Raw genomic sequence first — 23,294 nt, forward strand, 5'->3', positions numbered from 1 at the left:
TTCGCGGCATGTCGCGATCGTTTGCGGGCGGTCAGTGATAGGTGGCGACCTGCCTTCTGACCTCATCCTCCAACGCCTGGTCGCCGTCCTCTGCCGCCGGTTCGCTGTGGGCGGGCCCATATTTCACATGGCGATAGACCCTGCGGCAGCGGGCGGCGAGGTCGGGGGCCAGATCCTGCCCCCACTCCAGCACGCGGGACCGCAGCCGCTGGATCCGGTTGGCCGAGGCCGACTGGAATACCAGTTGCCGATAGACGGCCAGTGCATCGCCCGGTTCGATGATTTGCAGGGGATCGCAGGTCAGTTCGCCGAAATAGGTGTCCACCAGCCGCTGTCCGCTGCTGAGCTTGCCGGAAGAGATCAGCATGTTCGTCAGCAGCCAGGACAGGCGCATCTTGCTGTCGATCCGGTACGTCGCCCCCCTGCGTTTCACGCGCACCCGGTCCGCCACGTCATCGATGATCATCGAACAGTCCGAAGCGCAGCGGCCGTGCAGGACCTGAAGGTCGCGGTCGATCCGGCCGTCCGCGTCCAGCATCAGCACCGATACGTCCTCCCCCTTGGGCAACGCGGCCAGGCCGCTGACCAGATCCTGCGGAGTGATGGTCACCCGGTCCGCCACGCCGTAGTGGGCAAGGCTCTTCTCGATCCGGGCGATGCGCTGTTCCGCCGTCTTGATCGACCGGCGGGGGCCGCCGGTCATCGGATCGAACGTGAACACGTGCCCCGGTTTGCCGGAACTTTGCAGCCCCAGCGCCAGGGCCACCGTGGCGGCCCCCAACGCGGTGCCGACTTCCACGATCACCCCGCCGCGTTGGGCGGTCTCGTAAACCCGCGCATAGACTTGTGGCGACAGCATCCCGTCGCATGTGACGATCAGTTCGGAAAACAGCTCGGCATTTGCACCCTCGAGCATCGGCTTCCTCCCGATAATTGCCACCATAGTCGCCCGAACGCGGGCGACGGGGCAGCGCTATTGAGGGGTAATCCGGATACCTGTCTGACTAACGGCACGGCCTGCCGCTAACGGACTGTGGTGCTTGCGGATCGCGGTGCGACGCCTGTGGGTGCCCCGCCAGCGCCTATTCCGTTGCGCAGCGTCCGCTCAGGCCATGCGGGGCATTTCGGGCGCATCGGAGCGCGCGGCCTGCCGCCAACGGACATAGCCCAGCACTGCCAGCCCGACCATCGCCGCGTAGAGCCCGCCCGTTAGCCACAGGCCCTTGAAGGTGAACATGCCGACGTAGAGAACGTCCACCGCGATCCACAGCAGCCAGCTGGCCGCATGGCGCCGCGCAGTCCAGTATTGGGCGACAAGGCTGAAGCTGCTCAGCCCCGAATCCATCCAGGGCAGCGCAGCGTTCGTGTAGTGGCTGGTGAACCACCCGATCGCGACCGCGCCGACGGCGCCCGCAGCAAGGCCCGCCCACGCCTTCGCGGGCTGCAGGGGGCTGACGATCACTTCGCCTTCCCGATCCTTCCCGCGTGCCCAGACGATCCAGCCGTAGAGGATGGCGACGCCAAACAGCGCCTGCAACATCATGTCGGAATAGAGCCGCACGTCGAGGAACAGCTTGAAGTACAGCGCACAGGCCAGAAGGCTGACCGGCCAGCACAGCAGCCACCGCTTTGCCGTCAGCCAGATTCCCAGGAAGCTGACCACCACGGCCACGATCTCAAGCGCCGACATCAGCCTGCCTTTCCATTCCGAAGGTCTTGCAGAAAGTCCTGCCCGGGCGGGGAAAGAAACCAGTCCGCATGATCGATCAGATAGTCCTGCCAGGCCATCATCGCCTGATCGCGATCGGCAAGGATGCCGGCGAAGTAATCGGCTTCGGACAGCGCAAATTCGATATGGACCAGCGGCAGTAATCGGCTGAGGGTGTCGATATCCGTACGGGTGAGCGGCAGGACGGTCCGGTAACCGGCAAGCAGCGCCAGCGCTGCGCCGGCATCGGGCGCGCCGGCGTCCATTTCCAGCCACGGGATTGCCGTGCGCTCGATGGCGGTGGCGATGTCGTGCAGCGCGCAGGTCTGCGTGGCCAGTCCGAAGTCGAACACGGCGCTGACCGTCCCTTCCGGCGACCAGAGCAGATTGGAGGGGTGCCAATCGTTGTGCGTCCAGAGTGGCGGCTGGGTTTGCAGGCGTTCCGCCAGCCCGTCGGCCAATGCCGCGATCAGGCGCTTCAGTTCCTGCCGCCAGGGCTTGTCGGCCAGAAAGCCGGCCAGCGCCGGCCGGGCCGCCACGTATGCTGCCACAACTGCCAGCGGGTCGCGTGCGGGCAGGATGGTGAAGCTGGACACCAGCGGTTGGCCGATGCGGGCGGGCGCCGCGAAGTCGCGTACTGCGCGATGCAGCCGGGCCAGTGCGACGCCCGCTTCATGGGCATGGTCGTGCGAGAGGAACGGCGTCCACGATTGCCGATCGCGGTAGAGATCGTTGCCGGGCGCGCGGCTTTGGAGTTCGTAGCTCCATTCGCCGCTGGCGATGGCCCCGGCTCCGTCTGCGGTGGTCAGAACGTCGGGAACGGTCAGCCCCGCCGCGCGCAGATGCGCCATGAACGCATGTTCCTCCGCCAGCGTGGCCGGGCTGCGCAGTCGGAGGTGATGGCGCTTGAGGAAGAACGCGCCTCGATCCGTTTCCAGCAGCGTCGCTGCCGAGAACGGACGCGGCGAATGCCATCGCAGCCCTGCCAGCGTGCCTGCGGCAGGGAACCGGGCCAGCACCGCCTCGGCCTCCTGCGCGGTGATTGCCGGCCAGACCGGCGCCTCCAGTGCCGTGCCCATGCCGTGCACGCGATGCGGCCCAGGATCGGAGGCGGCGCCGATCATCGTCAGAAGGCCCGGCTGAGCGACACCACGAAGGCGCGCCCGCTTCCCACATAGTACGTCGGTGCGGAGCCGGCGATCACGGTGCCGTTGCGGCCCACCGTATCCAGCGCATTGCTGCTGATCGCCTGCACGCCGGACAGGACATGCGGATTGGTGACGTTGATCGCGTTCAGGCGCAGGTCCATGCGCTGGGCATCGATCAACCCGGCAAGGTGCACGCCTACCGACAGGTCGAGCGTGGCGTAGCCCTTGATGCTCTCGTCATTCATGAACGTGGCATATTGGCGGCCGACGTACTTCAGCGCGGTGCTGCCGAACAGGCGGCCATCGTCATATGTGCTGCCCATGGCGAACTGCACTTTCGGGCTGGATACGGCGCGCTTGCCCCTGGTGGGCAGGTAATCGCCTCCGATGGCCAGATCATCGTCCTGGCGCGTGTGCAGGTATTCGCCGGAAAGATAGACGCTGACGCCCTTGGCCGGGCGATAGTCGATCTCTCCGTCCAGCCCGTAGGAGGTCTGGCTGCCGGCGTTGACCGTCGAATTGACCAGCGCACCGCCGCTGTCGATCACCGTCGCCACCTGGCGGTTGCGGAAGTGGTAGTGGAACCCGGTCAGCGAGAACGACAGGCTGGGGCCGATATAGCGATAGCCCAGCTCTTCGGAGACCGAATATTCGTTCTTGAGGTTGTCCGCCCCCTGGCTGACCACTTCGCCGCCGTAATAGCTGTTGTAGAGCGCGAACTCGTTCGGGGTGCGGAAGTTGGTGGTCACGTTGGCAAAGATCTGCTGGCGATCGTCCAACTGGTAATGCACTGCCGCGCGGGGCAGGGCGGCCGAACTGCTGGATCGCACCGTCGATTGCGGGCCCGGCAGGTAATTGTCGCCGTTGCGCAGCACGTTCACGCCCTTGAAGCCGATGTCGACGCCAAGGCGCGGGGTAACCTGAATGCTATCGGCCAGGAAGAAGCCCTTGGTGACGGTTTCGGTGCGTGCATTCTCATAGGCGAGCAGACGGCCGTCGGCGGTGTGGATGGCCTGGCTCTGATGGCCCCACTGGTCCATGGGATGTCCGTCGGCATCGATCGAGGTGTAGGACTGCGTGACGCGGTCCGTACCGTAATCGAACCAGAGCCCGGCAGTGATCCGATGCGCGCCGGCTTGCAAGCTCAGCTTGCTGACATCGCCCACGCGCATCTGCTTGCCGGTCCAGTTGCCCAGCACGGTGGCCACGCCGTCCACGGCACCGGGCAGGGCGATCGGCTGGGTCAATTCCTCGGTGCCCAGGAAGTTGCCAGTTTCGGTGAGCTGCGTGCCATAGGGGGCGTTGCCGTAACCGAATTGCAGGTAGCCGGTGCTGTCGAAGGCAAGTCGGTCATTCAGCTTCAGGTGCAGCGGTGCGGCGATGTAGACGTTGCGGAACGGCGCGCGGTAGAGCCGCCAGTAATTGGCATCGCCCTCGCTGTAATGCTTGTCGTAATTGAAATCGCGGCCATAGGCCTGCCAGTCCGCCAGCGTGGGGCTGGGGTAGGTGGAGGTCTTGGCTTCGTTGAACGAGACCGAGATGCTGGCCCGATTGCCGTCGCCCCATTCGTTCAGCAGCTTGGCATCGACGTGCTGGCGCGTATCGAAGCCGGCGCCGCGCCAGTTGTCCGCCCGGTTGTTGGAATAGGAGACGAAGGCTTTCAGCCCGGTCTTCCCGATCGTGCCGGTATCGAACCGCACGAAAGCGCGCCGTTCGCTGTAGGAACCGAGCGAGAGATTGACGAGGCCGCCCATCTCCGCCTTCGGATCGTCCAGAGAGAGCGAGAGCACGCCACCGGCGGCCGCCACCACCGGCGCGTCGATATCGGCCGCGGCCTGCGCCAGCGTGACCTGCCGGACATTCTCGGCATCGGCGAATTGCGAGGGGTAGGCGTAGTAATAGCCGATGTCGTTCTGCGGCGCGCCTTCCATCAGCACGCCGATCTGGTCTTGCCCCAGACCGCGCAGCGTCAGGCTGGAACTGGTGGACAGACCATAGGGATCGCTGGAGGAGACATTGGCGCCGGGCAGCAGGTTCACCAGCTGGAACGCGTTCAGCGTCGGCGCCTGCTTGACGATGAAATCGGCGGAGATTGCGCTGACCGCCTTGGGCGCGGTCTGGTCCGGCAGCAACCCTTCGGGATCGGGATGGCCGATCACCTTGATGTCGGCAGGGGCGGCGTCATCGGCAAAGGCGGCGGTCGCCGATCCGGCCAGCAGCGCCGGCACCAGCATGGCGCCATTCAAATATCTGTAATGAAAAGGCATTCTTACGCGTCCACTCCACTGGAGGGACAACGGATCTGCCGCCGGCCCTCCCTACGCCGGTGTCAGCCGGATCAGGTTCAGCGGGTCGTGGTCTGCTGACCACCTCTCAGCCGCGCGTCAGCGGCCCCCCGGGGTAGCCGCCGTCTAGGCGCTCGGGTGCCTTGTGGAAAGGCCTATCGCACGCGCCGCGACGATTTATGGCCGATTTGTGAAAGCTGGAATGGCCCCTTCAGCAGAACTTGCCGGGGCCGGGGGAGCGGATGGCCTTGCGGGCCATGTTCTTGCCGCGAAGGAATGGCGCGGGAACGAGGTGCCGGCGCGATTGCGATGCGGCGGAAAGATCGTCCCTGACCCCGCGCGGCCATTCCAGTGCCAGCGTGACCAGTGTCAGCGGCCAGCGCAACCGCGGCCGGTCGGCCTGCAGCAGTTGACGGCGATGCTGGATGCGTGGCCATAGCCCGCTGGAATAGCGGCGGGGGACCGGTACGCGGAACAGCGCCTTCAGTGCCAGCAGCTGAGTACGAAGGGCGCGCTGTGCCTGCCGGGTAGTGAACAGGCCGTCGAGGACCTGCCAGTCGATCCCGTCCGCCGACCGGGCCAGTTGCGCCAGATCGTGGAGGTGGCGCATGTCGATCAGGCCGCGCCAGTAATCGAGTTCCTGAAGCTGATCGTGCGATGTCAGCAGTGCGGCCTGGGCGGCGGGCGACGGCAGAAGTGCTTCCTGCCCGCCGATCCGGACGGTCCGGCAATGCGGTGCCAGCAGCGCATGGTCGAAACGGGGATTGCTGCCTTTCATGCGGCCGTGGAGATCGACCATGCCGACATCGCTATCGCGAAACAGCACGATCGGCGCATCGTCCAGCCCGCTGTCGGCATAGACCTCGAAACCGTATTCTCTCAGGCGGTTGCATGCCTCGCGAGTGGTGCCGGCAGGGAGCATAAGGTCCAGATCGCCCATGATGCGGCCGCGCATGGCGGGCTCGCCCAGTGCAACCAGCAGGGCCGCGCCTTTCAGCAGGATCGGCATCACACCGATCTGCGCAAGCACGTCCAGCACTTCTTCCAGCAGCGCCATGAGTCGCCGGTTCCGTTCCCGGTTCGCCTCCACCACGCAAGTCAGATAGGCGTTGGCGTCTTCGGGAACGGGGCCGTTCCGCTGAGCGGAGTTGGCAGCAAGGCCGGCACCAAGGCTTGCAATCGTCATCGTCCGGTTGGCCTGGCCGATCAGGCGTTCCCAGTCGTCGCCGCCCGGACAGCCGATCCGGCCGTCCAGCGCGGCTGCGAGTTCGCGCACGCCCATCGGTGCTGTCATCCTGCCTGCCCGGCGCGATCCAGCAGATCCACGGCTTCGGGCAAGCTGGAGTAGGTAAGCCGCAGGCATTGGGCACCGGCCACGAGTTCGCCCATCATCCGCACATCCGCGGCGCTCGATCGCCCTTTGCTGGAATAGGCGCCACGGAACAGGGTCTGGAGCGCGGTTACCGGATCGACCGGATCGAGCTTGGCCGGCACATCGTCACGCCTGTCCAGCAGCACGATCCAACCGACCGGGTAGCGGCCGGTCTGCGGTTCGGGCATCGGCACGTAACGCAAGAGCGCGCCGTCCAATCGGCGGTGCACCGGCGCCCGTTCCAGGGCGGTGCAACAATGCGGCACAAGGTTCCATGAACCGGCCTTCAGCGTCGGAAAGAAGCACAACCCTTGCGCCGCGCCATCGGCGTCGATCAGGGTCACGTCATCGGCGGCATAGCCGTATCCCGCCCCGGTCAGCGCGACGCAGAGCGTGCTCTTGCCCGCGCCCGGATCGCCACAGAGCAACAGGGCGCGACCCTGCCGCACCAGCGATGCGGCATGAAGCGCAATGCGTCCGCTGGCGGCGAGCGCGTCTTCCACCAGTCGCGCCTTCAGCGTCGGTACGGCCTGTTCGGGCGTGACGATGCGGGCAGGGCGGCCCGCGCGTGCAAGGATGATGTCCGATCCCGAGGTTTCGGAAAGGAGATGCCAGCAGGGCACGGATGATGGCGCCGCCTTTTCCACTGCAGGAACCGGAAGGACGATTGGTGGACACGGCGCGTCGATGGTCACGTCGATCGACTGGTCGGCAAGGCGGAAGCGCAAGCGGCGGGCGGTTTCGCCGTTCGCCTCGGGGATGGCTGCAAGCAGCCCCGCATCGGACCACAACCGCATCAGCGCGGCGACTGCATCCGGCGCCGCGCCCGCATCCACGCCGTGGTCGACGCAGTGCTGAACAAGGCCATCCACGGCCGTGGCCTGCGCGGCGAGGCCGTGGGCAATCAGCGCGCCCAGCGGATCGATCGCGTAAAGTTCCTGCGCGGCTTCGCAGAACAGCGCCTCACGCCCGGGAAAGGCAATCAGGCTGACGCCGGGCGCCAGTTGCCATCGCAGTGTTGAGGCCCGTGTTGGGGCCAGCCTCGGACCGGCCGTCGTATGAGAGGATTCCTGAGACGGGTTCGGCCGGTCATCATGGATGCCGGCCGATGCCGATGTCAGGTCATGAGCCGGAAAGGGTGCCGGGTGGATACCGGTGGAATGGTCGTCCCGCACCGCTGGTTCGATCAGCCTTTTTCGTGCCTTACGCCGCTGTCACGGCCGCCACTGGATCGGCCACCGCCGTCGCCGCCGCGGCTGCCGCCGGTATCACCGCCGTGACCGCCGCCGGTGTCGCCACCTCCGCCGCCGCCGCCACCGTCGCCAACGCCGCCTCCACCAGTATCGCCGAAGCCGCCACCGCCCATGTCGCCGCCGCCTCCGCCGCCGGTGTCACCACCACCGGAGCTGCCGCCACCGGAACTGCCCCCGCCACCTCCTCCGCCGCCCGAAGCGGCAATTGCCGGGGATGAAAGCGAGGTGGAAAGAAGTACCGTCAAGGTCGGCGGCACAGTGAGCGCAAAGCGTCCAGCCGTCTTGAGGAAGTTCCTCCGGTGCGATTCACCGAACAGATCGGGGCCTTGGTCGTCCATCGCCGTATCCCTGTGCCACTTGAGCGAGACGGTTCCGCCGCGTGAACGCCGGAACGTGCAATGGTTAATATACTCTTGCGCCTGGCCGGTCATCTATCGGGGGATATAGCTCTCTAGAGTAATCCGGTCTCGTTTGAGCATACGAAACGTGGTCTCAGCCGTCGGAAGACGAGCCGGCGCTGCCATGCCGCGCGACCATCAGGGCAACGGCCGTGCGGTTGTCCGCACCCAGTTTCGAATAGATGCTGTGCAGGTGGATCTTCACGGTACCCGGGCTGATCGCCAGTTCGGCGGCAATGTCGCGATTGGCCTTGCCTTCGGCCAGCAAACGGGTGACTTCCCATTCGCGCCGCGTCAGGCTGTCGAACGGAGAAATCTCACGCTCTTCCACCCGGCGGCGGCTGACTGCCGAGGCAACCAGATGCTGGGGCAGCCAACGGCCACCGCGGGCGACTTTCCGAAGGCATTCGATCAGGGTGGTGGAGGCCATGTCCTTGAGGACGATGCCGGCCACGCCGCCGGCGATGGCTTCCACTATCTGGCTGTCGGAAATCGTCGCGCTCAGCAGCACGACCCGGACGGGCCAGCCATGCTGGTTGATCCGCGCCAGCACCCCCAGCCCGTCCAGCCCGGGCATGCTGACGTCCACCAGCGCGATGTCGGGCCGATGGTGCTGGATGTGGCGCAGGGCCGTTTCGCCATCGCGCGCGGTGGCAACCACGTTCAGGTCCGCATCGTCGCTGAGCAGGGTCTGTATCCCGCTCAGGATCAGGTGATGATCGTCGCAGACGACAATATCGACCATCAGCCGTCCGCCTCCCCCGACCCCGTCCCCGCTCCTACCGGTAACGTCAGATGCAGGCGATAGCCGCGCGGACTGTCGGTGGCGGCAAGCGCGCCGCCAAGGTCCGCCATCCGCTCGCAGAGCGACTGGGGCAAGGCCGCGCGTCCTTCCAGGCCGCAGCCGTCATCTTCGATCTCCACATGAAGGTCGCCATGGCGGGTGCTGACGTCGACCCGCAATGCGCCGGCCGATCCGTGGCGTACGGCGTTGGCGGTCGCTTCCGACAGGGCCAGGCACAGTTCGGCGGCAGTCTCGTCACTAACCTGCAGGCCTTCGGGTTCGACGGATACGTCCAGCCGGCACGCCCATTGCGACGCCAGCGGTTCGGCCAGCGTCAGCAACTGGCGCTTCAGCGAACCGGGCTCGACCGGGTTGGCGCGGGCGCCGTTGACTAGCGTGCGCAGGCGCGCGTGCTGTTGTCGCAGCAGCTTGCGGACCCGTTGCATCGTCGCCTGCGCGTCCGGCGGCAATCTGGATACGGTGGAATCGATCTGCCACAGTGCCGCCGTCAGATCCTGCAGCAGGCTGTCGTGCACGTCGCGCATCACGCGCACGCGTTCCTTCAGGCTGGCGCTGGCGACCAGGCTGGCCGCTATCGAGAATTGCTCCAGCGCCAGTGCGATCCGGGCGCCGATGATGCGGGTGAACGCCTCCACGTTCTCCTCGCGAAACGCGGGGTCGATGACGATTACCAAGCCGTGGTAGCGAATGCCCTGGAACTCGGCCAGGTGCAGCGATTGCCGCGCCGCGCCCAGCAGATCGGTCCAGGCCGCGTTGTCGGCTTGGGAACCCAGCCATCCCAACATGCCGTGGGGGTCGGCCGCCGCCATGGCCTTGATATCGGACAGCGGAATCGCGAAGGCCACCCGGTCGATGAATTCGCAACGGCTGCCGGTCCAGAATGCGATCGTCGGCCGCCCGTCTTCCTCATCCTGCCAGACCACCGCGATGCGATCGGTGCCCAGCACTCTGGCGGCATGTTGCAAGGCTTCGGCAAGCCACGGCCGGTCGTCATCGGGCATGACGTGGATCGGCCACGCCGCCAGTTCCTGCAGGCGCCGCTCGTTACGGGCGCGATAGCCGCCGAAAAATCCCAGCATGAGGGCGGCCACCCAGGCATAGACGAAGCGCATGAGCAGGACGTTCATCGCCCAGTCGCTGCCTTCGCGGATATCGGAAATGGTAACGGCCACAAGCAGCAACTGCAGCAGGATGGCGGTTGCCAGCACCCCGCGCCAGCCCCAGCGCATCGTCGCGCTGATCAGGGCGAAAGTGAAGAAGACGAAGAACGGGCTCTGCAGATCGTCCGAATAGTGGGCCAGCACGCCCAGTGTGACGATGTCGATGCCGGTCTGCACGATGCGGGAGGTTTCGCGCCAGCGCGGCGGTGCGGGAACCACCAGAAAGACAATGCTGACAAGGACGTAGCCGCCCAGCACACCGTAGGTCTCGGTCACGTTGGCCCGCGGGGTGGTGGGATCGAGATAGACGGCGACGAGCGACAGGCTTGAGGCCAGCAGCCGTGCCGCGGCGATCAGCATTTCGGGATCGGCCTGGCTGATGCGGTTCGGCAATGTCGGGCGTCCGGTGAATCTCGGTCCGGAGCGAGGGGCGGGCCTCGAGAGCGGCCAGAACGGCGGCCAAGCAGCGGATCGTGCCTTCGACATCAAGATCGCGGGTCCAGAATGCCGGCTGGATGCGAACCATGGCCGCCCGAATTCCCGCGCTCCGGCCGCGTGAATGCCCAGGTCCTGCCCCGCCCGTTCAGCCTCGATGGCGCAAGGCTGCGCGTCGGACGCGGCACAGGGCAAGGGAGGAATGGGCTTAATACCAAATCGACTGCCGCTCAGCGCGGCGCTTCGATTGCGGCGGTGGCCTGCGGCTGGGGAAAATCCCGCCCGACCGGGACGCGCGCGCTGCGATGCCTGCGGCGGATGGACCTGACGGCACGGGTAATCGGAAGCTCTATCCCGGTGTGGATCAGCGATCCGGCCACCAGGCAGGGGAGCGCCGCCACGATGATGAAGGCGCTCCCATACCCCCTGACCAGCCATGGCGCGGACAGGCTGGCCAGGAAATGCAGGATCGGGGCGTGGAACAGGTATGTGCTGAAAGAGGCATTGCCGATGTGAAGCAACAGGCGCCGCGCCGGGATGTCGCTGCGCCGCGCGTTGCCCGCCGCCAGCAGGCCCACGCAGGTGCAGGTCAGGAACGAGACTACCTGCCAGACCAGCCCCCCGTTCTGCAGCCTGAATTCCCAATAGGACGTCAGCGCTGCCACCATCAGTGTCAGCGATCCGCCGATCGCGATGGGGCCGGCCACTTGCGGCATTCGGCGAAAGCCGATGGCGATCGCGATGCCAACGGTAAAGAACAGCATGTTCTTGTAGGAATAGAATGCGACGATCCGGCGCAGTTCCGGGTCCTGCACATGCCCGGCGGCGACGGCCCCGCAGACGACCATGCCGACGATGATCGCCATGCACGCTGCCGGCCCGATCTGCCGGGGGAACAGCAGGCACAGCGCGAACAGGCTGTAGAACAGCATTTCGTACGTGATCGTCCAGCCGACGCCGACGATCGGCGTCATGCGCGGGTCCACCGCATCTTCGAAGTTCGGCAGGAACGTGAAGGATGTGAGGATATGGCCGCTGGTGTAGTGAAACCCTTCGATCGCACCGACGGCGATCGTCAACAGCGTGGCCAGCCAATAGAGCGGCACCAGCCGGGTCAGCCGCTTCCAGGCGAAATCGCTGAACCTGTGCGAGGGGGCATAGGTTCGGGTCGGTTCCGTCGTGTACATCATGATGAAGCCGCTGATCACGAAGAACAGGTTCACCCCCATCTTCCCGATCGTCCCCGCGAAGTCGCCCAATGGAGCGAAATGCGGATCGTAAGGGATTACGGCCAGCATGGCGTGATCGATCACCACCATCACGGCGGCAATGCCGCGCAGCGCTTGCAACCCGTCGAGCATGTCCTGCGGTCCGTTGGCAACGGCATCGCGCTGGCGCATCGTCGTCATGCATCCTCACTCCGCGGCACGGGGAAGCGGCCACCTTCGGGGGTGGGACCCACCGGAATAGTACGGGCGCGGCACCAAGCGGCAATGGTGGCAAATAGGGGCCGAGTACTGCGGGCATGTCGAGGCTGGAAATGGCGGGCCTCTTTCTTGCGAACGGCGGTGGGATCAGAATAGGTGTGGAAAAGTCGGCGCGCGGTGCAGGTTTTGCGTCAGAGGTGCGTTCTTGGTGGTCGATGAAATAAGTAATATTTGGGACGATGTTCTCCGAATACGGTCAAGAATATCAGCCTTTATACAGTGGGTTGTCGTCGCGGGTGAACGAATCCCAGAGCGTGAAGTCGTCCGGATGGATCGCAGTTGCCAGATAAAAGTCGGTCAATCGGTCTTCTCCCCTACCTCGATAGCGCAATTGCAACCCGAAGGCCGCCCGCGCATTTTCAGGAAGGCAAGTAAGGAGATTGCGCATGGCAAACGAATGCATCGCCTATCGGGATTCGAAGGGCGGCCTTCATGGCAGCGCCGAGAAAGCCACGCTTGAAGACCTTGCCGGCGTGTTGGGGCGCGTTGGGGATGAAGGTGGCATGACGGCGGGCGTCGCGCGGATGATCTTCGACAAGCGGGCGGAGATCGAGCGCGTCTTTGCCGAACACGATGCGATCGTGGCTTCCGCCCACGGACGAGAAAATGCGGAAGCCCCGGTGCAGCGCTCGGACACGCCAGCGATCCATGCGGTGAATTGAACCGGATCGGCTTTCGCGCGGACACGAGTGCACGGGTAACGAAGGGCGGTTTAGGTGCCCATGCGGCAATTGCCATGAACGGATCGAGTGGTTAGGCTCGATGCTCAAGGAAGGCGGCAGCGCCTTGGGGCATGCTCGGGCGGAATGATCCTGTCGATATTCAATTCCATCTCAACGGCCGGGCGAATGCGGCGCGCATGACGCTGGAGGCGGAAGCACGGGCTGCCTTGCTGCGCGGAGACTTGCCCGCCGCTGCCGTCGCCGCGAAGGCGCTGGTTCAGGCGAGTCCGGAACGGCCCGAAGGCTTTTTCCTGCTGGGCATGGCCGCTGCGGAGGCGCGGCAATTGGCGCAGGCTATCCCCTTGATCAAGGCGGCGGTAGAGCGGGGACCCGATCCGGAGCATCTGGCTCAACTGGCCAGGCTGTTGGTACTGCTACGGCGCGAGGGCGAGGCGGGTGAAGCGGCGCGGGCGGCATTGGCCCTCTCGCCAGACGATGCGCTGACGCTGGATACCATCGGCTGCGTGCTGACCCGGCTGGGCGATCACGAAGCCGCGATCGCGCCATTCGCGGCAGCGGTGACGGCAGAGCCGCACAATGCCGAGTATCGCTACAATCTGGCCGCCGCCAGCGGCTTTACCGGCCGGGTGGAAGAGGCGCGCCGGCACTACGAAACGATCCTGGCCGCTGATCCGGGCAATGGGCGCGTGCACTATGCAATGGCAATCCTGTCGCGCCAGACGGCTCAGAAGAACCATGTGCCTCGCCTGGAAGGCGCGCTGGCCGTCACCAGCGATCCGGACCATACGCTGCGCATCCGCTATGCCCTGGCGAAGGAAATGGAGGACATTGGCGATACAGCCGGATCCTACCAGCATCTGTCCGTCGCGAACGCCCAGCAGAAGCGCGCGCTGGGGTATGACTTCGGGCAGGACCGCGCGATCTTCGATGCGATAGAGGCGTTGTTTGGCGGTGTTCTGGATGGTGGTTCAGGAAGCACTGTCGGGGAAGCCCCCATCTTCGTGGTCGGGATGCCGCGCACGGGAACGACGCTGGTCGACCGCATCCTGTCGTCGCACCCGGATGTGGAGGCTGCTGGCGAACTTCAGGCCATGCCATTGGCGATCAAGCAATTGTCCGGAACATCGTCGCGACGGATCATCGACCCGGAAACCGTTGCGGCGAGTGGCAAGCTTGATCCTGCCGCCGTGGCCGAAGCCTACCTGGCGCGCGCCGCCCATCATCGCCGCACGGAAAAGCCGCGCTTCACGGACAAGCTGCCGGCCAATTTCCTCTATATCGGGCATATCCTGCGGGCGTTCCCCCGGGCCCGGATCGTTTGCCTGCGGCGCCATCCGATGGATACGATCTGGAGCAACTACAAGAACCTGTTCGCCAGCCAGTCCGCCTACTACGCCTATTCCTACGACCTGATGGACACGGCACGGTATTTCGCCCGTTTCGATGGGCTCATGGCGCTTTGGCAGCGTCTGTGGCCGGGGCGAGTGCTGCACTTGTCCTACGAAGCGCTGGTCGCCGATTTCGAAGGGCAGGCGCGGCGGCTGGTGGATTATTGCGGCCTTGAATGGAACGATGCGTGCCTGTCCTTCCACGAGAACGCCGCCGCGGTCGCCACGCCCAGCGCAGCGCAGGTGCGCCGACCGATCAATGCCGATGGGCTGGGAAAATGGCGCGCGCACGCGGCCGCGCTCGAACCGGCGCGCGCGTGGCTGCACGCGCAGGGGATCGCGGTCGAATAGCGATTTATTCTGACCTAACGACCGGTTCAGTCCCATGAAATTGAGGCGCTTTCCCGGTTTTTGGGGAAAGCGCCTCAATCGTTTCAGACGAACATCAGTACTTGATGCTGGCCTCGATGCCGATCGTGCGGGGATTGAGCACGGTCTGGCGGTAGTAGCGCACGACGACACCGTCGTTGACGCCGATGCGCGAGCGGTCCGAACCGACCGAGACCACGGCGTACTTGTCGAAGATATTGTTGGCGAACAGGCTGACGCTGTACTTGTCGGTCTCATAGGTCAGCGAGGCGCGGTGCAGCACGTAGCTCGGGATCTTGTCGCCATATCCGCGATCCCAGCCCAGGCGGGAGACCACGTTGCCGCGATAGGTCGCCGTCCAGTTGGCGATCAGGCTGCCGTCCTTCATCGGTGCGGTGTAGGTGGCGCCCAGGCTGCCCGAATTCTTTGCGGAACCCGGCAGGCGATCGCCCGAAAGCGCGTCAAGCTGCGTGAACTTCGGCCGCGCGTCATAGTCGTTCGGCGTCGTACGAATGGTGATGATGCCCGGAATGTCCTCGGTCAGCTTGGCATCGGTGTAGGAATAGGTGCCCTGGATCGCCAGTTGCGGCACGGGCCGGAGCTGGAACGAGGTTTCGAAGCCCTGCGACTTGGCGGAGCCGCCGTTCACGGTGATGCCGGTGGCGCCGTAGAGCGTGGCGGAATCGACCTGGATGCCGTCCCACTTGATGTGGAACACGTCGAAATTGAAGCTCAGCTTGCGATCGAACAGCTGCATGCGCATGCCGATTTCGGCGTTGCGGGTCTTGTCCGGTCCATACTGAAGTTCATTCGGCAGCGCGCAGGCATTCTGCTGGTTGGCCGGCACCGGATCGGGGCACGGGGCAACCCTGTTCGGTCCGCCGATGCGATAGCCCTTGCTGTAGGTGCCGTAGAGCATGAAGTCCGGGGTGAAGTTGTAGGATGTGTTGAACTTCCACACCCAGCCGTCCTGTTTCGCGTGGCCGCCCGCCGGATCGACGTCATAGGGGCTGAGCGGATCGCCCAGCAGCGGCAGCACCAGCGCGCCCTGGATGTCAGAGGTGTATTTGAAATAGCGCGCGCCGCCCGTCACCTGCCATTTCGGGGTGATGTGGAAGGTGCCTTCGCCGAAGATCGCCTTTTCGGTGACTTTCGACTTGGTGTAGCTGACGTATTCAAGATCGTCCGGATTGCCGGTGACGCCGTAGAAGTCGGACAGGCCGGGCACATGTTCGGCATAATCGTTGTGCATCTTCTGCTGGTTGTAGAACCCGCCGAGCACCCAGTTGAACGGCCCGCCATGGCGCGAAACCAGGCGGATTTCCTGGTTGAACTGCTTGCGGCTGTTGTCGGATTCGTTCCAGCTGGAAAAGGCCGGGAACAGTTCGTAATCGTAGTCCAGATCGAGCAGCAGGTCGGTGTTGTCGCTCTGGCTCTTCACGCGGACGTTGGTGTAGGCCGTGGTCGAGACCAGGTCGGCGATGTCCGCGATGTTCGCGTTGATCTCCATGCTGGCCAGGTGCGCGCGGCGGTTGGTCGGCTCCTTGTAGCGGCTGGCGTTTTCGTACTTGCCGGTGCCGAGTACACCCGCGCTGTTCGACTGCGCACCGTCAGACCGCGTGCGCTGGAACGCATACGTGAAGATCGCCTTCAGGTCTTCGCTGGCCTGCAGCAGCAACTGGTTGCGGGTGGTGAATGTCCGCTCGAAATTCAGGTCGCGGCGGCTGGTCAGGTTCTCGCGGTAGTCTTCGGGGGTGACACCGGTGGTGCCGCTGGGCTGGGGCAGCGAAACGCCGGGCTGCTGCAGGATCAGCGGATAGTCGATGAAGCCCGGGTCATAGTAGTACCCGGTCGATGAGCGGAAGGCGATGTGGTCCTTCACGATCGGGATGTTGATCATCCCGTCCAGCTGATAGCCGGGATCGCTGGCGTGGGCCTTGTCGTAGAAGCGGCCGTGCACCTGGCCTTCGAAGTTCGAGACATCGGGGCGGTTGGGGATGTAGCGGATCGCACCGGCCAGGGTGCCCAGGCCGTACAGCGTCCCTTGCGGGCCAAGCAGCGTTTCCACGCGCTGGATGTCGAGCAGCTTGAAGTCGTAATAAAGCGGGACTTCACCCAGATAGACGCCCAGTGAATCGTCGTAGTTGGCGCCGTCGGAGCCGACGTCGGAGGCATTCAGGCCGCGCAGCACGATCGATCCGGTCGATCCGGGGCCGGTGTCCGAAATCGTCATGCCGGGGGTGAAATCGGCAAGATCGCGCACGTCGTTGATACGCTGGCGGGCGAGCTCTTCCGAACCGATCGCCGAAATGTTGATCGGCGTATCCATGATCGTGGTGCTGCGGCGGGTGCCGGTGACGATGATGGCGCCGCCCTGTTCAGTGGCGGCCGAGTCCTGCGGGGCAGCAGTCTGGTCCGCGGAACTCTGGGCTAATGCCGGTACGGCGAGCGTCATGGTCGTGAATACGGTCGCGGACAGAAGCGCCGCCCTCATTTTTGCGCGATGTGACATAGGCTTCCCTGTTATCTGGTCGTTGTCGTTGCGCCGTGGCCTGCTCCTGCCAGAACTCTATGGCCGTTGCTTTTTGTTGGAATTGGCGGGCCGGCCATCGCTTTGCGGATGTTGTGTCGGCGCGCCTCTGGGTCTCGACGTGGTCGAATGACGGTCGAGGTATGCTTGTTATTATTGGGTTTTGGTGCGGTTCAACTGGTCGCGGGTTTTGTTCTGAACCGTGCGAATACGGGTTGGAACGGAAACAGGAATTGCTGCGGGATCGACAGTCGCTTGCGCTCGTCCTGGCCGACCACGGCGGATTCGCCGTCGCGGTAGGTGCCGAACACGCGATCGATCAGGATCAACGAATTGGCGTAATTGCAGCGTGTTTCTTCATAGCCCACCGAATGGTGCAGGCTGTGGTTCTGGATCGTCGTGAAGAACAGCGAATAGAACTTCGGTGGATCCGACCGCACATTGGCATGGGCGAAAGTGGAGATCACGTTCAGCACGTTCAGCGCGCAGAATACCGCCGCATCGGGCAGATCGAACAGCGCCACGACACTCAGGCTGATCAGGAACAGTTCGATCGGGTTGCCGACATAGCCCTTCATCGCGTTCAACTGGGTGATGTGGTGGTGCGGCGCGTGCGTCAGCCACAGCGGCGTCCAGTTGTGCATCGCGCGATGCATCCAGTACTGGCCGAATTCGATCAGGAACACCACCAGCGCGACTTGCGCGACGAACGGCAGGTGCATCGCCCAATCGGTGGTGATGCCCAGCGATTGCTTCATGGACCGCAGCGGATCGTCCGCCAGCTTGGTGGTGCACCAGGCGATCGCGGTGGCGCCCAGGATCACGTAGAACAGGTCCGTCGCCAACTCACGCCCGTTGAGGCGCCAGCCGGCATGGCGTTCGTTGACGTATTCCAGGCCCTGCACGAAGAGGCTGATTACTGCGGAGGTAACCACGATCGACCACGGGCTTTCGATCCACGACCGGGGGCCATAGGCCCAGAACAGCACGACCGCGACGATCATGGCCGGCGGGATGAAGTTGAAAATGGTGTTTTTCAGGCCGGCGCGGATATCCACCCCATCGGCTGCGGGAGAGACATACGGGGAAGCGGATGGCGCATTCGTTTCGGCAAAAGCGATGCCGGATCGCCCGTCGCCCGAAAGGACTGCATTGCTGGTCGGCAACTGCTCCATCGAAAATCCCCCATCAAGGCCGGAAATCCGGCCCAGTGCTACAGTCTCTCTCTCCCGCTTGCTTTCGCTCTCATCGGCGACTGGATACACGGTATGGATATTACTTTTCCCGTCAAGAGTATTATTTTCGGACGGTTCGCGGCAAAGGCGAAATGATCGAAACGACGAAATTTCCGCGGTTTTATCGCGTGGCGCCGCACACGTCCTGCGGCGATGCAAAGGGTTGGGATCGCGGCGGGGAGCGCGCCCACCCGGTCGGAATTGCAGGGAAACCGCTGATTCGGGCCGCAACGAACGTTGGTCTGGCGGGAAACAGCAACTGGCATCGGCGGAAAGCCTGATATAGGGGCAAGGGGGCGGACCGCCGTTGCGTCCCGCCCGGATTTGCCGCGCGCCCGCCGCGTTGCCGTGATGTCGATTGAGAGGATTGCCGCTTGAGCACCGACCCCGCCAGCCTTGCCCGGCTCAGCATGAGCCTGCCGGCCGACCTGTTCCGCCAGCTGGACATGATGGTGGAAGAACGCGGCCTGCCTTCGCGCTCGCAACTGATCGCCGAACTGATCCGTCACGCGCTGGCAGAGCATGAAGCGGTGACCCGGCCGGAGGAGATGTTGGCGGGCACGATCACGCTGGTCTATCGCGGCGATCGCGGGCGCGTGCGCCACCAGTTGGCGGAAAGCCAGGCGGAATACCTGAAGGAAGTCATCTCCTCTCAGCACGTCTTCCTTGAGGATGACCAGTCGATGGAAGTGCTGCTGGTGCAGGGGCCGGCCGCGCGCCTGAACGAGTTGTGCGACGCCTTGCGCGCGATTCGCGGCGTGCATCAACTGCAGCTGGTCACCACCACCGCCCTGCTGCCGCCGCTGCATGAGCAGGAGGGGGCCGCCGCAATCGGGAAGTCGGATGGAACTGCCCGGCCGCGCAAGAGCCCGGCAAAAGAGCCCGCTGCCTGACCGAGCGAGCGGGGATTTTGCGCCTCAGTATTACAGAGTCTCCGTTGCGTAATATTTTGTGATGGACAACCCTTTCAAACGCGGCAATGCTGCATTGCGAAAGGGGTCCGATTCATGATTGCACCGATGCGTAGGCTAGCCAAGATCGCAATGCTTGCGGGGTTGCTTGCAACAACCGCCTGCTCCCAGAATTCGAGCGACGCGGCGAAGCCGCGGACCGAATTCAATATTGGATGGTCGATCTACGCCGGCTGGATGCCGTGGCCCTATGCGCAGCAGGCCGGCATCGTGAAGAAATGGGCGGACAAGTACGGCCTCAAGATCAATATCGTCCAGGTGAACGACTACGTCGAATCGGTGAACCAGTACACTGCCGGCAAGCTGGACGGCGTGACCTTGGCCAACATGGATGCCCTGACAATCCCCGCCGCCGGCGGTAAGGACACCAGCGCCATCATCGTCGGCGACTATTCCAACGGCAACGACGGTATCATGCTGAAGGGCGGCGGCGATCTGAAGTCGCTGAAGGGCAAGCAGATCAACCTGGTCGAGCTTTCGGTGTCGCACTACCTGCTCGCACGGGGGCTCAGCTCGGCAGGGATGTCGCTTACCGACGTCAAGACCATCAACACCACTGATGCGGACATCGTCGGTGCCTTCGCCAGCCCCGATGTTACCGCGGCCGTCGCCTGGAACCCGCAGCTTTCGGTGATGAAGGCGCAGCCGGGCGCGAAGGAAGTGTTCAGCTCCGCCAATATTCCGGGCGAAATTCTCGACCTTCTGGCAGTCGATACCGCCACGCTGAAGGCCAATCCGAAGCTGGGCAAGGCGCTGGCGGGCATCTGGTACGAAACGGTGGCGCTGATGAAGCGTCAGGATGCCGAGGGCAAGGCGGCCCGTGCGGCCATGGCGAAGCTGGCTGGATCGACGCCCGAAGCGTTCGACGGGCAGTTGACCACCACCTACCTCTATTCGGATCCCAAGGCGGCCGTGGCGGCAACGGATTCGCCCGCGCTGATCACCACGATGACCCGCGTGCGCGACTTCAGCTTCTCCAAGGGGCTGTTCAAGGGCGCCACTTCGGCCGACGCGGTGGGCATGGCCTTCCCGGGCGGCAAGACCCTCGGCGATCCGCAGCACGTGACGCTGCGCTTCGACGACAGCTTCATGAAGATGGCAGCCGACGGCAAGCTCTGACCCGCTTCGACACCGCTTCCTCAAGGTGAAATGACGACAATGCGTTGGATGAATCGTCAAGTTCGGCGAAGCGATCGTCTGCTGCTCGGCGCCGCGCCGATCCTGCTGCTGGTCCTTGTCTATCTGGTGCTGGCGGCAAGCCGCCATGCCGCCAATCCAGCCGACAAGATATTGCCGCTGCCCGCCGGGATGGTGCAGGCCATGTCCGCGCTGATAGCCCAGCCGGATCCGTTGACCGGGCAACTGGTGTTCTGGTCGGACACGCTGGCAAGCCTGGAACGGTTGGGCATCGGCCTTGGCATCTCCACGCTGATGGCGTTGGTCGTGGGCCTTGCCCTCGGCGTGCTGCCACCGGTGCGGGCCACGTTCGGGCCGCTGGTAACCGGCATAGCCGTCATTCCGCCGATCGCGCTGCTGCCGATCCTGTTCATTGCGCTGGGGTTGGGGGAGACCGCCAAGGTGGCGCTGATCGTCATCGGCATTGCGCCGGTGATGATCCGCGACATCGCGGCGCATGTCACCGCGCTGCCAAGGGAGCAGATCGTCAAGGCGCAGACCTTGGGCGCCAGCAGCTGGCAGGTGATGATCCGCGTGGCGCTGCCGCAGGCCATGCCGCGCCTGCTGCAGGCCATGCGGCTGGCGCTCGGTCCGGCGTGGGTCTTCCTGATCTCTGCAGAGGCGATCGCGTCCGACGTTGGCCTTGGTTACCGCATCTTCCTGGTTCGCCGTTACCTCTCGATGGACGTCATCCTGCCTTACGTCGCGTGGATCGCCTTGCTGGCGATCGTGATGGATGTGGCACTGGCATTCCTGAGCCGGCGAATGTTCCCCTGGGCGCATGGAGAGAGCCATTGAGCGCGCTGCTGAGCCTTCGCGACGTCTGGGTCGAATATGGCGACAAGATCGTCATCGAGAAGCTGGACCTCGACATTCAGGCCCATTCCTTCGTCTCGGTGGTCGGGCCTTCGGGCGCGGGCAAGAGCAGTTTCCTGCGCCTGATCCTGGGGCAGGAAGCCCCCATGCGCGGGAAAATAACGCTCGATGGGGAGCCGCTCGTACCCGAATGTGGCCCCGATCGCGGGGTGGTGTTCCAGCGCTATTCGGTATTTCCGCACCTGTCGGCGCTGCGCAACGTCGTGCTCGGCATGGAATGCGCGCAGGCGCCGCTGTCCGGCCGATTGTTCGGCGCGAAACGCCGTGCGGCGGAAGAGGAGGCTGCCGGGATGCTGAAGGCGGTGGGGCTGGGCGACAGCATGCACCTCTACCCCGCGCAGATGTCCGGCGGGATGCAGCAGCGTCTGGCGATCGCGCAGGCCCTGGTCAAACGACCGCGTATCCTGCTGCTGGATGAGCCGTTCGGCGCGCTGGACCCCGGCATCCGGGCGGACATGCATCTGCTGATACGGCGCCTGTGGAGCGAATATGCGCTGACCATCGTGATGGTGACGCACGACATTCGCGAGGCTTTCACGCTGGGAACCCGCGTGTTGGCTTTCGACAAGCGCCGCCACGATCCGCACGCCCCGCATCGTTTCGGTGCCACCGTCGTCTACGACCTGGCCCTGCGCGAGCGGAATGAGGAAACCGTAGAAAAAATCGAAGTATTACCATTGACGAGATAGGTAATAACTGAGAGGCTCTGGGCATGGGCTCCGATTCCTCAAGCCTGGCAAGACTCAGCATGAGCCTTCCGGCAGACCTCTTCAGACAGCTCGACACGATGGTGGAGGAACGCGGATTGCCGTCCCGTTCCCAGCTGATCGCCGAACTGATCCGCCATGCTCTTGCAGAGCATGAATCGCTGACACGGCCGGACGAGATGCTCGCCGGCACGATTACCCTGGTCTACCGAAGCGAACGGGGCCGCGTGCGCCACCAGCTTTCGCAGACGCAGGCGCACTATTTGAAGGAAGTGATCTCTTCCCAGCATGTCGTGCTGGAAGACGATCAATCGCTGGAAGTTCTGCTGGTGCAGGGCCCGGCCGTGCGGCTGAAGGAACTGTGCGACGCCATTCGGCGGGTGCGCGGGGTGCAGCAGCTGGGCCTTGTCACCACAACCTCGCTCCTGCCGCCACTCTACGAGCAGGATGCCCGCAACATCAAACCGATCGGAGCCATCTGATGACCGAGATTCTGGCCAATCCCCTGGCCGCGCGGGACCATGCACGCAGCATGGAAGGTACGGTGATCGAAACCATGCCGGTGCTGCCGCCGGTTGCGGACGACCTGCCGGTCGATGTGGGCGCCGAAGACCTGCTGTGGGAAGAGACGATCGCCGCCGGCGGCTATGCCACGCGCCGGCTGACGCGCGGATCGCGGCTGCGGCTGATCGACCTGAAGGGCGACGCCTGCGCATCGCTGCTGGTGTTCAACGCCGAAATGCCGACCGAGCGGCTGAACGTGGCCGATACCGTGAAAGTGCAGTGGAACGCCTATCTGGGCGCGGGCAAGCTGCTGCTTTCGGATATGGGCCGTGTGTTGCTGAGCATTCTGGAAGACGATGCCGGCACGCACGATACCTTTGCCGGCACATCCAATGCGATGACCAATGCAGCCAGGTATGGGGATGGCAGCAATAGCGGTCCTCATCCCAATGGTCGTGATCGTTTCCTGTTGGGCGCGGCCAAGCATGGCCTGGGGCGCCGGGACGTGCATCCCTGCGTCACGCTGTTCAAGGGTACGCATATCGAGCCTGACGGCACGATCACGCCCGAGGTTGGCCCCTTCGTGCCGGGCCGCAGCGTGGTGATGCGCGCAGAGATGGATGTGATCGTGGTGATCGCGAATTGCCCCCATGTCCTTGATCCCCGACCCGAATGGACGGTGACGCCGCTGCGCGCGACCGCCTGGCGCGGCCCCATCACCGCCGAGGATGACGCCGTCCGCACGGCCACGCCGGAAGGGCTGCGCGCCTTCAAGAACGTCGAAGACTACTTCCGCCGCTGAAC

General features: G+C 64.4%; 22 protein-coding genes and 1 riboswitch. Of the genes, 10 read left to right on the top strand and 12 right to left on the bottom strand.

Features of this window, described 5'->3' with window-relative positions; all coding sequences use genetic code 11:
- Positions 1–31: 31 nt before the first annotated feature.
- The 6 genes from WBP06_RS18675 to WBP06_RS18700 form a co-directional block, all read right to left on the bottom strand.
- Positions 32–916: a class I SAM-dependent methyltransferase gene (locus WBP06_RS18675; protein ID WP_395336011.1), complete on the bottom strand. Its 885-nt coding sequence runs from the start codon at positions 914–916 to the stop codon at positions 32–34.
- A 189-nt stretch (positions 917–1,105) separates the two neighbouring features.
- Complete coding sequence (gene pnuC, locus WBP06_RS18680) at positions 1,106–1,690, bottom strand: nicotinamide riboside transporter PnuC (protein ID WP_395336014.1); 585 nt, start codon at positions 1,688–1,690, stop codon at positions 1,106–1,108.
- Positions 1,690–2,832, bottom strand: a complete 1,143-nt coding sequence (locus WBP06_RS18685) for a phosphotransferase enzyme family protein (RefSeq protein WP_395336017.1) — start codon at positions 2,830–2,832, stop codon at positions 1,690–1,692. The genes pnuC and WBP06_RS18685 overlap by 1 nt, the downstream gene beginning before the upstream one ends.
- A 2-nt stretch (positions 2,833–2,834) precedes the next feature.
- Positions 2,835–5,090 (bottom strand): TonB-dependent receptor, encoded by a 2,256-nt coding sequence (locus WBP06_RS18690; protein ID WP_395336019.1) that lies wholly within the window; start codon positions 5,088–5,090, stop codon positions 2,835–2,837.
- Positions 5,091–5,168: 78 nt separating this feature from the next.
- Positions 5,169–5,257: riboswitch (TPP riboswitch) on the bottom strand.
- A 95-nt stretch (positions 5,258–5,352) separates the two neighbouring features.
- On the bottom strand, positions 5,353–6,435 hold the full coding sequence (locus tag WBP06_RS18695) for a nucleotidyltransferase family protein (RefSeq protein ID WP_395336022.1): 1,083 nt from the start codon (positions 6,433–6,435) through the stop codon (positions 5,353–5,355).
- Complete coding sequence (locus WBP06_RS18700; RefSeq protein ID WP_395336025.1) at positions 6,432–7,688, bottom strand: hypothetical protein; 1,257 nt, start codon at positions 7,686–7,688, stop codon at positions 6,432–6,434. The genes WBP06_RS18695 and WBP06_RS18700 overlap by 4 nt, the downstream gene beginning before the upstream one ends.
- Positions 7,689–7,711: 23 nt before the next feature.
- Here WBP06_RS18700 and WBP06_RS18705 point away from each other — a divergent pair, with 23 nt between their 5' ends.
- Positions 7,712–7,984 carry a hypothetical protein gene (locus WBP06_RS18705; RefSeq protein WP_395336027.1) on the top strand — a complete coding sequence of 91 codons (273 nt, stop codon included), beginning with the start codon at positions 7,712–7,714 and terminating at the stop codon, positions 7,982–7,984.
- Between the two features lie 274 nt (positions 7,985–8,258).
- Here WBP06_RS18705 and WBP06_RS18710 read toward each other — a convergent pair whose 3' ends face one another.
- The 4 genes from WBP06_RS18710 to WBP06_RS18725 form a co-directional block, all read right to left on the bottom strand.
- On the bottom strand, positions 8,259–8,909 hold the full coding sequence (locus WBP06_RS18710) for a response regulator (protein ID WP_395336029.1): 651 nt from the start codon (positions 8,907–8,909) through the stop codon (positions 8,259–8,261).
- Entirely contained in the window at positions 8,909–10,522 is a 1,614-nt protein-coding gene (locus WBP06_RS18715) for a sensor histidine kinase (RefSeq protein ID WP_395336032.1), read from the bottom strand. Before WBP06_RS18715 ends, WBP06_RS18710 begins: the two co-directional genes overlap by 1 nt.
- A gap of 272 nt (positions 10,523–10,794) precedes the next feature.
- Complete coding sequence (locus WBP06_RS18720; protein WP_395336034.1) at positions 10,795–11,973, bottom strand: acyltransferase family protein; 1,179 nt, start codon at positions 11,971–11,973, stop codon at positions 10,795–10,797.
- Between the two features lie 283 nt (positions 11,974–12,256).
- A complete protein-coding gene (locus tag WBP06_RS18725; RefSeq protein ID WP_395336036.1) occupies positions 12,257–12,439 on the bottom strand; it encodes a hypothetical protein in 183 nt (60 codons plus the stop codon).
- On the opposite strand from WBP06_RS18725, the gene WBP06_RS18730 reads away from it, so the two are divergent.
- Positions 12,438–12,713 (top strand): hypothetical protein, encoded by a 276-nt coding sequence (locus WBP06_RS18730; RefSeq protein WP_395336038.1) that lies wholly within the window; start codon positions 12,438–12,440, stop codon positions 12,711–12,713. The two genes, WBP06_RS18725 and WBP06_RS18730, sit on opposite strands and share 2 nt — an antisense overlap.
- A gap of 197 nt (positions 12,714–12,910) precedes the next feature.
- On the top strand, positions 12,911–14,473 hold the full coding sequence (locus WBP06_RS18735; protein ID WP_395337514.1) for a sulfotransferase: 1,563 nt from the start codon (positions 12,911–12,913) through the stop codon (positions 14,471–14,473).
- A gap of 94 nt (positions 14,474–14,567) precedes the next feature.
- Here the strand turns inward: WBP06_RS18735 and WBP06_RS18740 are convergent, their stop codons facing one another.
- Entirely contained in the window at positions 14,568–17,003 is a 2,436-nt protein-coding gene (locus WBP06_RS18740) for a TonB-dependent receptor (RefSeq protein ID WP_395336040.1), read from the bottom strand.
- A 191-nt stretch (positions 17,004–17,194) separates the two neighbouring features.
- Positions 17,195–18,196, bottom strand: a complete 1,002-nt coding sequence (locus tag WBP06_RS18745) for a sterol desaturase family protein (RefSeq protein WP_395336042.1) — start codon at positions 18,194–18,196, stop codon at positions 17,195–17,197.
- A 152-nt stretch (positions 18,197–18,348) separates the two neighbouring features.
- On the opposite strand from WBP06_RS18745, the gene WBP06_RS18750 reads away from it, so the two are divergent.
- From WBP06_RS18750 to WBP06_RS18780, 7 genes are all read left to right on the top strand, one after another.
- Positions 18,349–18,537 carry a hypothetical protein gene (locus WBP06_RS18750; protein ID WP_395336044.1) on the top strand — a complete coding sequence of 63 codons (189 nt, stop codon included), beginning with the start codon at positions 18,349–18,351 and terminating at the stop codon, positions 18,535–18,537.
- Positions 18,538–18,666: 129 nt separating this feature from the next.
- A complete protein-coding gene (locus tag WBP06_RS18755; protein WP_395337515.1) occupies positions 18,667–19,149 on the top strand; it encodes a CopG family ribbon-helix-helix protein in 483 nt (160 codons plus the stop codon).
- 150 nt (positions 19,150–19,299) lie between these two features.
- Positions 19,300–20,346, top strand: coding sequence for a putative urea ABC transporter substrate-binding protein (locus WBP06_RS18760; protein WP_395337516.1), 1,047 nt, complete (start codon positions 19,300–19,302; stop codon positions 20,344–20,346).
- Between the two features lie 39 nt (positions 20,347–20,385).
- On the top strand, positions 20,386–21,201 hold the full coding sequence (locus WBP06_RS18765) for an ABC transporter permease (RefSeq protein WP_395336046.1): 816 nt from the start codon (positions 20,386–20,388) through the stop codon (positions 21,199–21,201).
- On the top strand, positions 21,198–21,968 hold the full coding sequence (locus WBP06_RS18770; RefSeq protein ID WP_395336048.1) for an ATP-binding cassette domain-containing protein: 771 nt from the start codon (positions 21,198–21,200) through the stop codon (positions 21,966–21,968). The genes WBP06_RS18765 and WBP06_RS18770 overlap by 4 nt, the downstream gene beginning before the upstream one ends.
- A 23-nt stretch (positions 21,969–21,991) precedes the next feature.
- Positions 21,992–22,468: a CopG family ribbon-helix-helix protein gene (locus WBP06_RS18775; protein ID WP_395336050.1), complete on the top strand. Its 477-nt coding sequence runs from the start codon at positions 21,992–21,994 to the stop codon at positions 22,466–22,468.
- Entirely contained in the window at positions 22,468–23,292 is an 825-nt protein-coding gene (locus WBP06_RS18780) for an urea amidolyase associated protein UAAP1 (protein WP_395336052.1), read from the top strand. The genes WBP06_RS18775 and WBP06_RS18780 overlap by 1 nt, the downstream gene beginning before the upstream one ends.
- Positions 23,293–23,294: the final 2 nt, after the last annotated feature.

It is taken from the genome of Novosphingobium mississippiense, assembly GCF_044029535.1.
In the GTDB taxonomy this organism is placed as follows: Bacteria; Pseudomonadota; Alphaproteobacteria; order Sphingomonadales; family Sphingomonadaceae; genus Novosphingobium.

Excerpts from the sequence above, each read along its gene's own strand:
- WBP06_RS18675 (WP_395336011.1), bottom strand. The coding sequence starts at position 916 with ATGCTCGAGGGTGCAAATGCCGAGCTGTTTTCCGAACTGATCGTCACA.
- pnuC (WP_395336014.1), bottom strand. The coding sequence starts at position 1,690 with ATGTCGGCGCTTGAGATCGTGGCCGTGGTGGTCAGCTTCCTGGGAATC.
- WBP06_RS18685 (WP_395336017.1), bottom strand. The coding sequence starts at position 2,832 with ATGATCGGCGCCGCCTCCGATCCTGGGCCGCATCGCGTGCACGGCATG.
- WBP06_RS18690 (WP_395336019.1), bottom strand. The coding sequence starts at position 5,090 with ATGCTGGTGCCGGCGCTGCTGGCCGGATCGGCGACCGCCGCCTTTGCC.
- WBP06_RS18695 (WP_395336022.1), bottom strand. The coding sequence starts at position 6,435 with ATGACAGCACCGATGGGCGTGCGCGAACTCGCAGCCGCGCTGGACGGC.
- WBP06_RS18710 (WP_395336029.1), bottom strand. The coding sequence starts at position 8,909 with ATGGTCGATATTGTCGTCTGCGACGATCATCACCTGATCCTGAGCGGG.
- WBP06_RS18720 (WP_395336034.1), bottom strand. The coding sequence starts at position 11,973 with ATGACGACGATGCGCCAGCGCGATGCCGTTGCCAACGGACCGCAGGAC.
- WBP06_RS18730 (WP_395336038.1), top strand. The coding sequence starts at position 12,438 with ATGGCAAACGAATGCATCGCCTATCGGGATTCGAAGGGCGGCCTTCAT.
- WBP06_RS18725 (WP_395336036.1), bottom strand. The coding sequence starts at position 12,439 with ATGCGCAATCTCCTTACTTGCCTTCCTGAAAATGCGCGGGCGGCCTTC.
- WBP06_RS18735 (WP_395337514.1), top strand. The coding sequence starts at position 12,911 with ATGACGCTGGAGGCGGAAGCACGGGCTGCCTTGCTGCGCGGAGACTTG.
- WBP06_RS18740 (WP_395336040.1), bottom strand. The coding sequence starts at position 17,003 with ATGTCACATCGCGCAAAAATGAGGGCGGCGCTTCTGTCCGCGACCGTA.
- WBP06_RS18745 (WP_395336042.1), bottom strand. The coding sequence starts at position 18,196 with ATGGAGCAGTTGCCGACCAGCAATGCAGTCCTTTCGGGCGACGGGCGA.
- WBP06_RS18750 (WP_395336044.1), top strand. The coding sequence starts at position 18,349 with ATGATCGAAACGACGAAATTTCCGCGGTTTTATCGCGTGGCGCCGCAC.
- WBP06_RS18755 (WP_395337515.1), top strand. The coding sequence starts at position 18,667 with ATGAGCCTGCCGGCCGACCTGTTCCGCCAGCTGGACATGATGGTGGAA.
- WBP06_RS18760 (WP_395337516.1), top strand. The coding sequence starts at position 19,300 with ATGCTTGCGGGGTTGCTTGCAACAACCGCCTGCTCCCAGAATTCGAGC.
- WBP06_RS18765 (WP_395336046.1), top strand. The coding sequence starts at position 20,386 with ATGCGTTGGATGAATCGTCAAGTTCGGCGAAGCGATCGTCTGCTGCTC.
- WBP06_RS18775 (WP_395336050.1), top strand. The coding sequence starts at position 21,992 with ATGGGCTCCGATTCCTCAAGCCTGGCAAGACTCAGCATGAGCCTTCCG.
- WBP06_RS18780 (WP_395336052.1), top strand. The coding sequence starts at position 22,468 with ATGACCGAGATTCTGGCCAATCCCCTGGCCGCGCGGGACCATGCACGC.